Source organism: Serratia rhizosphaerae (genome assembly GCF_009817885.1).
In the GTDB taxonomy this organism is placed as follows: Bacteria; Pseudomonadota; Gammaproteobacteria; order Enterobacterales; family Enterobacteriaceae; genus Serratia_B; species Serratia_B rhizosphaerae.
In genome coordinates this window covers 4758893-4772594 of record NZ_CP041764.1, presented here as the reverse complement: position 1 = coordinate 4772594, position 13702 = coordinate 4758893, and the positions used below count along the sequence as shown (strand labels likewise).

The following is a 13702-nucleotide window of genomic DNA, read 5'->3' as shown; positions in this document are numbered from 1 at the left end:
GTGACTATCTTGTTCAGCGACTAAAATGGTAGGGGGCGCCGGCTTTTCGTCGGCGCCATCGACAACCTGACTGTCTGATAAGACAGAGGAGCCTGAGCATGACATATGTAGACGGTTTTGTGGTGGCGGTGCCCGCCGCCAATCAGGAGGCGTATCGTGCGCTCGCGGCGAAAGCCGCGCCGCTGTTTAAGGAGTTTGGCGCCACGCGCGTGGTGGAGTGCTGGGGGGACGACGTGCCCGACGGCAAACTCACCGATTTTCGCGGCGCGGTAAAGGCCACGGCTGATGAGGTGGTGGTGTTCAGCTGGATTGAGTACCCGTCCAAACAGGTGCGCGACGAGGCAAACGGCAGGATGCGCAGCGATCCGCGGATGCAGGAGTTTGGTAATGAGATGCCTTTTGACGGCGCACGGATGATTTTTGGCGGTTTCTCCACGCTGCTCGACGAGTAAAGGGGGGCGCTATGGCCATCATCAGGCAGCAACTGTGGTTTGCGCAAGAGATGGAAGAAGCGCTGACCTGTTATATCGCGCTGTTTCCCGGTTCGAGGCTGGAATGGCATACAACGCTGCCCGCAGAGTCGCCGTCCGGCCCGGCGGGCAGCGTCAAAATGGCCGGTTTTATCCTTGGCGATCAGCGTTATCTGGCCTTTGAGGCGCAGCCGATCGATCCCTTTACCCACCGCTTTGCGATTGCCGCCGAATGTGACGATCAGGCGGAAATTGATCGGCTGTGGACGGCGCTCAGCGAAGGCGGCAAGACCGAACCCTGCGGCTGGCTGCAGGACCGCTGGGGCATCAGCTGGCAGGTGGTGCCGAAACGGCTGGGCGAGCTGATCCGGGGTGACGATCGCGCCAGGGCGCAGCGCGTGGCCGAAGCGATGCTGAAAATGGGTAAAATTGATATCGCCGCGCTGGAGGCGGCGGCCAATAAAGCGTAAGCGACGTTTTCCCTCTCCGCAACGGGGAGGGAAAATGCAGGAAAAAGATACCGTTATCACAGATATTGCGTCATGCTGCTGTTATTCCCCCCGCAAGGAGCCGCCGTTATGCATCAACAACAACTGAATGCCCTGATAAACGATTATCCGCTGGTCGCCAGACTGCAGGCCCTTGAGCCGCTCACCTGGTTTAATCCGCGCGCCACCACGCTGGAACAGGGGCTGCCGTTCGTCGGTCTGGGGCGGGAGGAGGTGGCGCAGGCGGAGCAGCGACTGACGCGTTTCGCGCCTTATCTGAGCGCCGCCTTTCCGGAAACCCGCGCGGCGGGCGGCATCATCGAATCGGAACTGGTGGCGATCGACGCGATGCGCCAGGCGCTGAACGACCGCTATGAGCGTGCGCTGACGGGACGGCTATGGCTGAAAAAAGACAGTCATTTACCCATCTCCGGCTCGATCAAAGCGCGCGGCGGCATTTATGAAGTGCTGACTCATGCGGAGAAACTGGCGACGGACGCCGGGCTGCTGCAGCCGGAGGATGATTATACGTGCCTGTTCTCCGACGATTTTCGCGCGTTCTTCAGCCGGTACCGCATCGCCGTGGGGTCGACCGGCAATCTGGGACTGTCGATCGGTATTATCAGCGCCAAACTGGGTTTTAACGTCAGCGTGCATATGTCCGCCGACGCCCGCGACTGGAAAAAGCAGAAACTGCGGGAAAACGGGGTGAACGTCATCGAATATGCGGAAGATTATGGCGTAGCGGTGGCGCAGGGGCGTCAGCAGGCGGCGGCGGATCCGCACTGTTTCTTTATTGACGATGAAAACTCAAAAACGCTGTTTCTCGGCTACGCGGTGGCCGGTGGCCGGCTGAAACAGCAGTGTGAACGGCAGGGAATTGTGGTGGATGAACAGCACCCGCTGTTTGTCTATCTGCCGTGCGGCGTGGGCGGTGGCCCCGGCGGCGTTGCGTTCGGCCTGAAGCTGGCCTTTGGCGACCACGTCCACTGCCTGTTTGCCGAGCCGACCCATTCACCCTGCATGTTGTTGGGCGTGCATACCGGCCTGCACGACGCGATTGCGGTGCAGGATATCGGCATCGATAACCTGACGGCGGCGGACGGCCTGGCGGTGGGGCGGCCATCCGGCTTTGTCGGCCGGGCGATGGAGCGCCTGCTGGACGGCTTTTATACCCTGAGCGATGCAGAGATGTATCAGCTGCTGGCGCTGCTGGATCGCCATGAGCAAATCCGGCTGGAGCCTTCGGCGCTGGCCGGCATGCCGGGGCCGTGGAGAGTGGTTGCTAACCCGCAGTGGCTGATGCAGCAAGGCCTGAGCGAACGGCAGATGGCAAATGCCAGCCACGTGGTGTGGGCCACCGGCGGCGGTATGGTACCGGAGGACGAAATGGCCGCCTACCTGCAGCAGGGAATATGACAAAACGTGCGCGTCTGCGTGCGCAGGCTGGACATCCGGCTAAATATTCTGAGAATAATGGCGACGCTAAATGTTAATTCTATGAGGTAACGGATGAATACGCTTGACGCGATTACACAACGACGGGCTACCAAACAGTTCGACAGCCAGCATGTCATGACGCTGGATGAGAAAAAAGCGCTGCTGGATATCGCGCTGCAGAATGCGCCGAGCGCATTTAACCTGCAACACTGGCGTCCGCTGCTGATAGAAGATGCCTCCCAGCGTGCGGCGATCCGCGAAGCGGCCTGGGATCAGGCGCAGGTGACCGATGCTTCCATGCTGGTGCTGCTGTGCGGCGATCTGTCCAGCTGGGAATCACAGGTGAAAAACATCTGGCACGAGGCGGCAGAACCGGTGCAGCAGTTTATCTACCCGGCGATTGACCAGTATTACCGCGATAAACCGCAGGTTCAGCGCGATGAAATCATGCGCAGCAGCGGTATTTTCGCCCAGACGCTGATGCTGGCCGCCAAAGCGCAGGGCTATGACTCCTGCCCGATGGATGGCTTCGACTTTGACGCGGTCGGCAAGATCGTCAACAAACCGGACCATTACCAGATCGCCCTGATGGTGGCGATCGGCAAAGGCGTCAGCCAGCCTTATCCGCGCATCGGCAAACTGCCGATCGAGCAGATTGTCAGCGTCGATCGTTACTGATTGTCTCCGGTATGGGGCTACGGCCCCATACCATTCTCACCTTTATCAGAATCCTCAAGCGCCGCCACGATCTGCGCCAAACGCCGCTGCTGCCGTGCCGGCAGGCTGGCCGCTGCGCGATGGCCGACGTTGTCTGCCGCCAGCGTATTTAATCCCACCAGCCAGTCATAAATATAGAAGGCGGCGTTATTGACCGGTGCGGCCGCCAGCCGGGTCAGACGCGGCGGCGTCAGATCGCCGGACGGCGCGTGCGGAGAGGTAAAGATCGGCTGCCCCTGCTGGATGCGGCTGGTTGGCCGCCGTTGCGGTAAGCAGTGCTGGAAGCCCAGCCAGGCGACAAAATCGCCGAGTACGCCGAGCGCCAGTGAGGTTTGACGCTGGGCATTGCCGCTGTCGGTCATCAGCGCGTCGCGCAGCTGACGGTCAATGCCCAGCCGCCAGGCGGTGTTAATCAGCGTATCGGCCAGCAGGCTAAGACAGCGGCCGTCGATATCCAGTTGCTGCTTCAGCGCGCGGTTATCCGCCAGACGGCGCAGATGTTCCAGCCACAGGCGGAATGCAGCGTCGGCAAAACGCGATGTCGGCGGGGAAATATCGCTGCCGTCCGCAACCGGCGCCAGCAGATCCAGCTCGATGCCGATACCCAACGGCTCACCGCCGGTAAGCGGCGCCGGCTGTTGATAGAGATGCAGCAGCGCTTCCTGCGGCGGTAGCAGCTGTTGCAGCAACTCGCCGTGCACCCCGGTGCGGGCCTGCAGCGTCTGCAGCAGACGCCGGGCGACCTGCTGCTGTTGCGGCCGTTCATCACCATCCGCCGCCGGCAGCCAGTCGCCCAGCACCGCTTCCGTCAGAACGGTGTGCAGCGTCAGCAGCCGTTTGGTCAGCCGCCGCTGACGGATGCGGTTATCGACCGCCGTCGTCAGATAGGCCAGCAGGCGCCGGTTATCGTCTTCATCCTGCGCCAGCAACGTCCCCCAGTGTACGCCCGGTTCGCCGATATGGCGCTGCACGGCGGCTTCATAATCCTGCGCCGCAGCGCTGCGCGGGGTCAGCAACCAGATCAGGTCCGGTTTGCCTGCCTCATCCGGGGCCGGCAGTCCGCCTTGTTGCCAATGGCTGAGCGCTTTGGCGGCCGGCAATACCGTCTGTCGATCGGTCGCCGCGCCGCTGACCAGCAGCAGCGTGGGTTGGCTGCGCTCGCTGCAGTGGTGCAACAGCCAGCGGCGTTTGGCAGACAGCAGAGAGGATGTTAGCGTCTGCTCACATGCTGTCGAAACGCCGGGGATATCCAGCAGAACGGCGGGATGACCAAAGATGCCGTCGCCTGACGGCGTGGTGAGCGTCAGTTCGGCCGTCAGCAGCGCCAGTTCCGCCTGTGAACAGCGCTGCGGCGTCTGCGCCTCAGTCAGCGGCAGCAGCACGGTATGGCGGTCGCCTTCGCCGTTGAGCCAGGCCGCTGCTGAACCGTCGACCACCGCGCTCAGCGTGTCGATATCTTCCGTCAGCGTGAACTGGCGGCTGCCGAGCTCCTGCAGCCGGTGCGCCAACTGACGATACAGGTCGGTGAACGCCGGCCGCTCTCCCCACAGCGGAGCAAACAGCGCTGCGCGCTGATCGATATTCAGAACGGGCGCCAGCGCTAGCGCCGCCGGCCAGAACGGATCGTCGGCGAGCTGCGGATGGTAGTGGCTCAGCGTCTCCCACAGCGTCAGCAGCCGATCTTCGTCAACGCCCTCTGCCGGTATCGCGTGGGGCTGACGGCGCAGGGCGGATAAACCTGTCGCCAGCTGCCGGCGATCCGGCGGCTGCGCGCCGGCGGCGAAAAACAACAGCCCAACGAGGTCGCTTTCCTCCAGCAGCGTCAGGCGTGATGTGGCCGGCTGCGGCGTCTGGTGATAGCGCACCGTCAGCGCCGGCTGCCCGACGGGGTGCGGGGTAATGCCCAACTGGCGTAGCAGTGCGGCCTTTGCCTGCCGCGCATTGCCGTAAATACCCAGGCTGAAACTCTCGTCAGCGGCAATGGTCAGCCGCCGTGCGTCGCGCCGACAGCGGCGCAGGCGCAGCGCCAGACTCTCCGCTTCCGCCGCCAGCCGCGCTGAATCATGGCGAGCGTCCTGCAGCCAGTCGAGCGCCCGTTGCGCAACGTCGTGCAGGCGTTGCGCCGGTAAAGAAATATCACTCATGATGGAAACACGCTCCCGCTGTCGATCCAGTAATGGCTTGCCGCGCCGTCGCCGGCCGCCAGGGTATTTAATTTCAGCTGCAGGTGCGTCAGCGGCACCGCTTCGCCATCGTCCAGCGTGGCGTCGGCCAGTTCGAAGCGTTCACCGTCGGCAACCCGCAGCCGTATCTGCAGCACCGCGCTGCCGGCCAGCCGGCGCGCCAGTTGCGTATCGACAATATGCAGGCTGTACAGCGGCGAGGCGGGCCAGCGCGCGTTATCCAGCTGGCGGAAGCCCAGACGCAGCGGGCCGCGCAGGGTAAAGGCGCGGTTATCCAGCATGAAGTCGCGGCGATCCAGATCGATATCGCGATAGTAGACGTTATCGTCGCTCAGGCTCTGCCGGGCATCCAGCATGCCGAGATAGCGGATGGTGGAGTAAGGCCGGAAATCGCCGGCCTTGAAATAAAAACTGCCAAGGCGCAGGTCCAGCGCCAGTAAGCACAGCATAGCGCCGACCGCCGCGGTGGATTTCGGCGTGTCGATACGTCCGTGGCGGGCGAACGGATACCACTGACTGGCGTGATAGCCGTCCAGCGACAGCATGCGGCCCGCCGGCAGGGGCTGCAAATGGCGCAGCAGCGCCTGCACGCCCGGCAGGCGGCAGGGGCGGCCGGTCAGCAGCAGCACATCGCAGGCGTAATGGGCCACCACTTCGCTGAGTGCCTGCAGGCACGCTTTGATGCGGATCTGTCCGGATAGAAACGCCGCGTGCAGATCGCGCAGCGGCAGCAGCAGCGGGGTGTGCAGAATGTCGAAGGCCGACGCATCGGCACCAAGCTGGCGCTGCACCTCTGCGTTGATAAAGTGCAGTACGCCGTCGGTCGGCCGCTGCGGCAGCAATTCGCCGAAGGTGGCCGCCAGTTCGGTGCCGGCGTCCAGCGGATCGTACGTTTCGTAGGCCTGTAAAATCGCTCGGCCGAGCGGAATAAACAGCTGCAGCGCCGTTTGCTGCCGCCGCGTCGACAGGCCGTCGAGCCGTCCCTGATTGCCGAACAGCGTGTCCATTAGCGCGGCGGGGTGCGCCACGCCGGCCCGCTCCAGCGTCTGCCGCAGCGCCGGCAGCAGATAGCGTTGGATCACATCGAGCAGGATATCGTCTCCCGCCAGTTTGAAACCTTCGCGGAACAGCAGCTGCGGGATGATTTTTACGTTATGTCCCAGACCGTCGTCCAGCGAGAACTGGGTGACCGACAGATCGCTGGTGCCGCCGCCGATATCAATCGAGGCGATGCGCAGCATAGCGCCGCGCTGTGCGGCAGGGCGATCCGGGCGCGCCATGGCGGCAAAAAACGCCTTACTGTCGCCGGCGAAATTGACCTGCGTTTCGTTATACAGATACACCATCTGGCCGCAGGTGGCTTCATCCCACTCCATCTGGATCTCAGGCGGCGGCAGCGCGGCATTTTCCAGCCAGCCGAGCGCCACCCAGACCAGGCCGATGGCTTCGGCCATGCGGCGGCGGAACAGCTCGCGCTCTGGCTTTGGCATCGCGGCGGGCAGGGTGAGGATAATCTGCCGCAGCCGCCGCGGCGTGTTGCCGTGCGGCTGGGTCAGCCGCTGGGCCACGCTGTTGATCTGCATCAGCGCCTGCGTCAGCAGCTCGCTCAGCATCAGCGTCATCAGCGCGCTGCGGCTGTACTGGGCGCTGAATACCGGCAGCCGCTGTGACGGTACGAGGCCAGACAACGGCTGGCCTTCGTCGTTCAGCAATAACGACAGCGGTGCGGCGGCGGCCATTGGCTCCTGCGCCTGATTAAAGCGCCAGCCGTGGCCATAGGGGGCGTCGTCCCACAAATAGCGGCGCGGGCTGGAGAGGCCGGTGGCGCCCTCGGCGCCCTGACGCTGTGCCGCCAGCCGGCTGGCCTCGTCGCCGACCCGCACCAGCGACGGCCAGCAGAATGCCTGCTCGCGACCGCTCTGGAAAGAGTAATTTTCCGGCCCGAACGACGCCTGAGCAAACTCCACCCGGCTGTCGAACGGCGCCTGATGCAGCCGGTGCGGCTGGCTGAAATCCCGCAGCTGCAGCGCATAGGTCTGCTTCAGGCCGTCGCGCTCTTGCGCATGCTGCTCGACTAAAATGCCGCAGGTATGGGAATTGCCGACGTCGAGGATCAGATCGACCGGAACCGGCGCCGTTTGCCCGCCTGCGGCGATCAGGCGGATCGTCGGCAGCTGCAGCCGTTCCGCCAGCAGCGTCAGCAGATTCAGGTAGTGTGCCTGATATTCAAACGTCTTCAGCGCGCCACGCAGCGCGTTTTCACTGCGCTGTTCACGCGCCGTGGCCTGCTGGCGGAACACGTCCCGCAGCCAGCCGTCGACCCAGGTCTGATCGAGAAACTCGTCGAGATCGCGGCTGTGATGCGCCAGTGCAAACGCCAGCCCGGCGTTGGCGTCGTTAGCATCCGGCGCCAGCGCGGGCGGATCCGTATCCTGCCGCTGAGTATCGAACGCCAGCGTGATGCGCCACAGGCAGCCGTCCTCGTCGGGCTGCGTCAACGGCGTAAAGCGCATCCGCGCCCAGTTTGCCGGACCGTTGAGAAAACCGCCCACCGGGCTGAAACGGAAGAAAGGCAACGGCAGCCACTGCTCTGCCAGCAGCGCCAGCGAATGCTCGAACGGCAGGCGCAGTTCCGGCCAGACCATTTCCGGCGGTGTGCTGTCGTCGTGGTTCAGCAAGTGCTTGCCTGACGTCGTGTCGAAGCGCAGCCGCAGCAGCGGGCCGTTGGCGGTTTTACGCACGTAGGCGCCGGGCAGCGCCGGTACGGCGAGCTCCGGCGGCAGACCAAAGTCCAGGAACTGTATGCCGCTGTTTTGCACCAGCGTAACCTGAGCGGGGTAATGAGGAAGTGTCGCCAGCATTATTTTTTCTCGCGCTTGAGCGTCATGGGGTAGAGCGTGTCGGGGCCGTAGCGGCCGCTACACGCGGCGGGGCGATCTTCCTGCGGCTGACAGACGATTTCCGGTATCTGATAACGGGAGCCGTCGCTGCAGCGCGCCTTAGTGCGGCTGTTGATCACCAGTTTCCCGGACGGCATCAGCCCGGTTTCGACGTCAACCTGGCAGCGCACGTTATCCGCCTGGCGAAGGCTGACGCTGCCTTTACCGCTATGCAGCCGGTACAGCAGGCTGGGCAGCCGGCCGGTCAGCGGCGTTTTGACTTCCGGCACGGCGCGCCACTCGCCGTTAAGAAAACGGGTGGAGCCGGCTTTCACCGCCGCGGCGGGCATGATCAGGGCGCGGTTATCGCTCGGCGGTGCGGCAGGCTCCGGCGCGGGGGGCGCCGGCTGCAATGTCGCCTTTGCCAGTGGCAACGGCGGTATAGGCTTGATCGCAGGCGGTGCGGCCGGCGGCATCGGAAGAACCGGCTCGGGTGCGGCGGCCTGCGGCGCAGCGTCGTGAGACTGCCGCCATTGCCAGCCCAGCGCGGCCAGCGTCATAAGCACGACGATAACCGGCAGCAGCCAGCGTGGGCGGCCGGCGCGCGGCGGCGGCGGGAGGTCGGGCGCTTCAGACGGCGTGCTGAGCGCCGTTGCAACCGCGGGGGCCGGTGGGGGTTCGCCCGCGCGCAGGAAGGCGAACGGATCGTCGCCGCCGTTTTGCCCGGCATGGCTAAACCCCCAGAACGTCAGTACCGGTTTGCCGTCAACCAGATAGACGTGCTGCATATCGGGAAAGCGCAGCAGGTAGCGCAGCAAAGCCCCGAAACGCTGCAGGGCGGCCTGCGGCGCGGCAATGGCCTGCCGGCTGAGCGCCTCAACCTCGGTAAGGCAGGCGTCCAGCTGCGCCAGCGCCGCGCGCCGTTCATTATCGTCGGCCACCGCCCACGGGCGGATCTCACCGCTGAACGGCGCATACCAATCGATGCGATCTTGTTGGGCGTTTAATTGCGGAATAGCCAGACAATCTGCGATCGCCGGCTGATGTTTGAGGCGCAGCGCCTCGCGGACTGACTGCGCCTGGGCGTAAATGGGCTGGCCATTTTCCCCCAGCGCGACCAGCTTATCCAGACTGCCGCTGCGTAAAAAAGGTTTCGTCACGCTCAGAAAGACCTTGTGTAAGACTTGCTACAACACCAACGGTCACTGTAATCCGCGCGTAACGAAAGCAAAGGGAGAAAAACAGGGCAAAATCGCCGTCTGTTTACGCCATCAGCCGGTGCGTCCGACCTCCGCCAGCAGCGCGATCACCGTCTGGCGCAGCCACTGTAGCGCCGGTTCGCGGTCACGGCGTCGCTGCCACAGCATCGCCACTTCAAACGGCGCGATCTCCAGCGGCGGCGGGCTGGCGCACAGCCCATAATGTTGTCGCCAGTCCGCCTCCAGCCCTGCAGGCACGGTGGCGAAAGCCGCGCTGCGCTGCAGCAGCAACGGCAGCGCGGCAAAGTGCGGCGTGGTGTAAGCCACCCGGCGACGCTCTCCCAACCCGGCCAACTGGCGATCGATCAGGCTGCTGTCGGCACCGCGGTAGGAAACCAGCAGATGGTCGGCACGGGTATAGGCATCCAGCGTCAGCGGTGTCGGCGGCTGCTGTTGCTGCGGGTGCCAGAAGGTTTGGTAGCCCATGGTGGTCAGCACCTGGCGTACCACCGCATGTGGCGCATCGACAGCGACCGAGATTGCCAAATCGATCTCGTCCCGCGTCAGCAGCGCGGCGTCCTGAAACGGGTCGGTCGCCGTCACCTGCAGGCGGACGCCGGGGGCGCGGTGGCGCACAAGCTGATACAGCGGCGGGATCAGCCAGCTTTCCACCCAGTCGGTGACGCCCAGGCGAAAGGTTTGCCGCGCACGGGCAGGGGAAAACTCCGGCTGTTGAAACAGCACCTGCTGCATATTTTCCATCAGCGGCGCCAGTTCCGTCACCAGCGACACGGTGCGCGGCGTTGGCTCCATGCCTTTGGCCGAACGGACAAACAGCGGGTCATTAAACATCTCACGCAGGCGCGCCAGCGCACCGCTGACCGCCGGCTGGCCAAGAAACAGCTTTTGCGCCGCGCGCGTCACGCTGCGTTCACGGTACAGCACCAGCAATACCGTCAGTAAATTCAGATCGATACGATTAAAATCATTTTCTCTGATGTTCACAATCAACCTAATCAATTTGAATGATGTTATTGGACAATACAATAATCTCTGCCAGCGTTAAAGACGACGTTAAATCTCATATGGGGAAGTTATGAAACAACATTTAGTGCTGGCCGCCGGCCTGCTAATGACTACCGCCGCAGCGCAGGCCGCCGATACGCAGCGACAGGCGCCGGGATATTACCGGATGACTCTGGGCAAACTGACCGTCACCGCGGTGTCTGACGGCACGGTGACCATCCCGCTCGATCAGCTGCTGGTGCCGATTGACAAGGAAACGCTGCAGCGCCGGATGGCGGAAGACGCGATGACGCCGCAGGCGGAAACTTCGCTCAACACCTTTGTGATTGACGACGGCAAACAGCGGGTACTGGTGGATACCGGTGCCGGCCAGCTGTTCGGCAAGCATGGCGGCCATCTGCTGGAAAACCTGCGTGCGGCGGGCTACCCGGCCGACAGCATCAACGCGGTACTGCTGACGCACGTGCATGGCGACCACTCCGGCGGTGTGTCGCAGCAGGGCAAACCGACGTTCCCCAATGCGGATGTCTATGTTGATAAACGCGATCCGGATTTCTGGCTGAACGATGCCAACCAAAGCAAGGTGGAAGAGGGACAGCGCCACACCTTTAAAGAATCCGCCGATGCGCTCAATCCGCTGATCGCCGCGGGCAAACTGAAAACCTTCAGCGCGCCGGCCCGGCTGCCGCTGGGCATTCAGGCGCAGGCAGCCTATGGCCATACGCCAGGCAGCGTCACCTACCGCGTGGAGAGCGAGGGGCAGACGCTGGTGCTGTGGGGCGATATTATCCACGCCAAAGCGGTGCAGATGCCGGAACCACGGGTGGCAATTCACTTTGATGTCGACCGGCGGCAGGCGATTGCCACACGTGAACGCATCCTGGCGCAGGCGGCGAAAGAGGGCTTCTGGGTGGCCGCCGCGCATATCGCCTTCCCGGGATTGGGACATGTTCAACGTCAGGGCAACGGCTATCGCTGGGTGCCGGCCAACTACTCTACCCAGTTGGCGAAGTAAGGTCCGAACACCACGCCATTCGGCACTAGGATGGCGTGAGTTTTACTTTATTTATTCGCTGAATTAAAACACCAAGTCAGCTTTATTATTTGCTGGCTTTTATACTTGCAATCAATCTACAGGTAATTTCTCAATTATTTACCGAAAATATTCCTGCTTATTCAGGAGGTTTTTAATGCGCAAGGAATATTCTCATAGCTTTAGATTTTGTGTTTATTGTTTTTTGCAGAGTTTTATGTTGCACTTTGTTTTTGTTTTATATTTTTGTTTTTACCTTGGTTGTATTTTTAGGTTAAAGTTCCAATTTAATGGATGCGCGCCTTTTTATTTGGTGCTTTGTTGATTGTTTGAAATAACATGCGCTAACATTCCCCATTAGACGCGGATGGAATCCCGCCGTCCTTACTCAATGAAAATCGCACTCAGCCTCCAGGAATGGATACGTTCATTCCGATCGTTAAATATTGTTCGCATTCGACGGGCAGTAATTTTGGGATTTAATGACTAAGGATAAAGTCAGAGTGAATCTTGGTGTCGATATTATAGATATAGATCGTATCGCAACGGCAATAAAGCGTAGCGGAGATAAATTACTGCACCGTCTTTTAACCGATGATGAACGGCGTGAACTGGGCGACGTTACGCTTAACTGCGAGCGCGTAGCGGGCTTTTGGGCGGCCAAGGAAGCCGCTGTAAAGGCGCTGGGCACCGGTTTCCGTCTCGGTATTGCCTTTCATGACATTGAAGTACGCCACGATGAATTGGGCCGGCCTTTTTATTTTTTCTCCGGTGAGTTTGCCCGCCTGATGAAAGTGCGCGGCCTGACGCAATCTACGCTGAGTATTTCACACTGTCGTACGCATGCTATTGCCGCGGCGGCATTTAGTTGACGTGTTAATATAAAGGATTATTTATGGCGATATATCCTGATTTAAACGGGAAAAATGTGCTGGTCACCGGCGCAAGCGGGGATATTGGTCTGGCTATATGCAAGAAATATCTTGGGCAGGGTGCGACTGTGTATGCTGTTTACCATAATGATGTCAGCGGCCTGGAAAAGTTACAGGCCAAACATCCGCAGGGGCAGGCATTAAACATTCACCAGTGCGATGTTTCGGATATTCAATCCGTCGATGAATTGGTGAATGCGCTCGATGCTGAGGCTGGTTCTATTCATGTATTAATTAATAATGCTGGTATTTATAAAGATAATTTATTCAGCGCCCTAAGTTTTGAGGAGTTCGATCAGGTCATTAAGGTCAACCTGTACGGTACCTTTAATATGACCAAGCAGTGTATGCGCCTGTTACGTCTCGCGCGTCAGGCGGCGATCGTCAATATTTCGTCGGTATCCGGCGTCACCTCCAGCTTTGGCCAGACCAACTACAGCGCGGCCAAGGCCGGCATTGTCGGCTTCACCCGCACGCTGGCCGCCGAGATGGCAGCCAAAGGGGTTCGCGTGAATGCGGTGGCCCCGGGGATGATTGAATCGCGCATGGTGAAAAAAGTTCCGCGCCAGATTGTGCGCAACGTGATGTCCGCCATTCCACTCAAGCGTCTTGGTCATGTTGACGAGATCGCCAACGTGGTGGCGTTTTTGAGTTCGGACGCATCCAGCTACATCGTCGGTCAGACCCTGATCGCTGATGGCGGCCTGATTATGCGTTAATTGACAGGAAAGTCGCATGCCTAACTATAACAAAAGTCTGGTTACCCCTTCGGTGCTGCTGCGGATGGGCGCTTGGCGAGCCCCCATCTTCATGGTCGATCGCATCGTGGATTTTACCCCCGGCGAGAAAGGCTCGATCACTGTGATCAAGCACGTCACCTTCAATGAACCCTATATCCCGGGACACTTCCCGGATAACCCGGTGATGCCGGGCGTGCTGATCGCCGAGATTTTCGGCCAGGCCAGCGAGTATTTCAGTCTGCTGTGCGATTACTGCCAGCGCCATGAGCGGGAAACCGCAACGCCGCTGAAGAAATTCGATGAGGTGGCGCGTTCGCTAGCCAACGCCGAAGGGGTTGAACGGGTGATGGCCGAACGCCACCGCATTATCGGTTTTCTGGCGTCTCAGGACGTCAAGTACCGCCACGTGGTCAACCCGGGCGACACTATTGAAGTGCACAGTAAGCTGGCGTTCGCCGATCCCAACGGCTTCCACCATTACGAAGTGGAAGCCCGCGTCGGGCGTCATATCGCCTGTGCCGGTCGCATCGTCAATTTCCGCATTGACCGCAGCATTGCGGAAGCCAAGGGCATACAGATTAATTAACCGTGGGGA

General features: G+C 61.1%; 12 protein-coding genes. 8 read left to right on the top strand and 4 right to left on the bottom strand.

The features are described from left to right. Positions 1–98 precede the first annotated feature (98 nt). From FO014_RS22200 to FO014_RS22185, 4 genes are all read left to right on the top strand, one after another. Positions 99–452, top strand: coding sequence for a DUF1428 domain-containing protein (locus FO014_RS22200; RefSeq protein WP_105231114.1), 354 nt, complete (start codon positions 99–101; stop codon positions 450–452). An 11-nt stretch (positions 453–463) separates the two neighbouring features. Then, positions 464–940 carry a VOC family protein gene (locus tag FO014_RS22195; protein ID WP_105231115.1) on the top strand — a complete coding sequence of 159 codons (477 nt, stop codon included), beginning with the start codon at positions 464–466 and terminating at the stop codon, positions 938–940. 108 nt (positions 941–1048) lie between these two features. Then, positions 1049–2377, top strand: coding sequence for a D-serine ammonia-lyase (gene dsdA, locus FO014_RS22190; RefSeq protein ID WP_160031093.1), 1329 nt, complete (start codon positions 1049–1051; stop codon positions 2375–2377). A gap of 93 nt (positions 2378–2470) precedes the next feature. Further along, on the top strand, positions 2471–3076 hold the full coding sequence (locus tag FO014_RS22185) for a nitroreductase family protein (RefSeq protein ID WP_160031092.1): 606 nt from the start codon (positions 2471–2473) through the stop codon (positions 3074–3076). Between the two features lie 17 nt (positions 3077–3093). On the opposite strand, the gene FO014_RS22180 is transcribed toward FO014_RS22185, so the two are convergent. The 4 genes from FO014_RS22180 to FO014_RS22165 form a co-directional block, all read right to left on the bottom strand. After that, positions 3094–5259 carry a virulence factor SrfC family protein gene (locus tag FO014_RS22180; RefSeq protein WP_160031091.1) on the bottom strand — a complete coding sequence of 722 codons (2166 nt, stop codon included), beginning with the start codon at positions 5257–5259 and terminating at the stop codon, positions 3094–3096. Further along, positions 5256–8159 carry a virulence factor SrfB gene (locus FO014_RS22175; RefSeq protein ID WP_160031090.1) on the bottom strand — a complete coding sequence of 968 codons (2904 nt, stop codon included), beginning with the start codon at positions 8157–8159 and terminating at the stop codon, positions 5256–5258. Before FO014_RS22175 ends, FO014_RS22180 begins: the two co-directional genes overlap by 4 nt. Further along, positions 8159–9337 (bottom strand): SrfA family protein, encoded by a 1179-nt coding sequence (locus FO014_RS22170; RefSeq protein WP_160031089.1) that lies wholly within the window; start codon positions 9335–9337, stop codon positions 8159–8161. Before FO014_RS22170 ends, FO014_RS22175 begins: the two co-directional genes overlap by 1 nt. A gap of 111 nt (positions 9338–9448) precedes the next feature. Next, positions 9449–10384: a LysR family transcriptional regulator gene (locus FO014_RS22165; protein WP_246168152.1), complete on the bottom strand. Its 936-nt coding sequence runs from the start codon at positions 10382–10384 to the stop codon at positions 9449–9451. Positions 10385–10472: 88 nt separating this feature from the next. Here FO014_RS22165 and FO014_RS22160 point away from each other — a divergent pair, with 88 nt between their 5' ends. The 4 genes from FO014_RS22160 to FO014_RS22145 all read left to right on the top strand — a co-directional run bounded on the left by FO014_RS22160 (position 10473) and on the right by FO014_RS22145 (position 13693). Further along, positions 10473–11417: an MBL fold metallo-hydrolase gene (locus FO014_RS22160; protein WP_160031087.1), complete on the top strand. Its 945-nt coding sequence runs from the start codon at positions 10473–10475 to the stop codon at positions 11415–11417. A 500-nt stretch (positions 11418–11917) separates the two neighbouring features. Beyond that, entirely contained in the window at positions 11918–12307 is a 390-nt protein-coding gene (gene acpS / locus FO014_RS22155; RefSeq protein ID WP_246168037.1) for a holo-ACP synthase, read from the top strand. Positions 12308–12330: 23 nt separating this feature from the next. After that, on the top strand, positions 12331–13086 hold the full coding sequence (locus tag FO014_RS22150) for an SDR family oxidoreductase (RefSeq protein ID WP_160031086.1): 756 nt from the start codon (positions 12331–12333) through the stop codon (positions 13084–13086). A gap of 16 nt (positions 13087–13102) precedes the next feature. After that, the gene (locus FO014_RS22145) at positions 13103–13693 is read left to right on the top strand and encodes a 3-hydroxyacyl-ACP dehydratase FabZ family protein (protein WP_160031085.1); all 591 of its coding nucleotides are present in this window, start codon (positions 13103–13105) and stop codon (positions 13691–13693) included. Positions 13694–13702 lie beyond the last annotated feature (9 nt).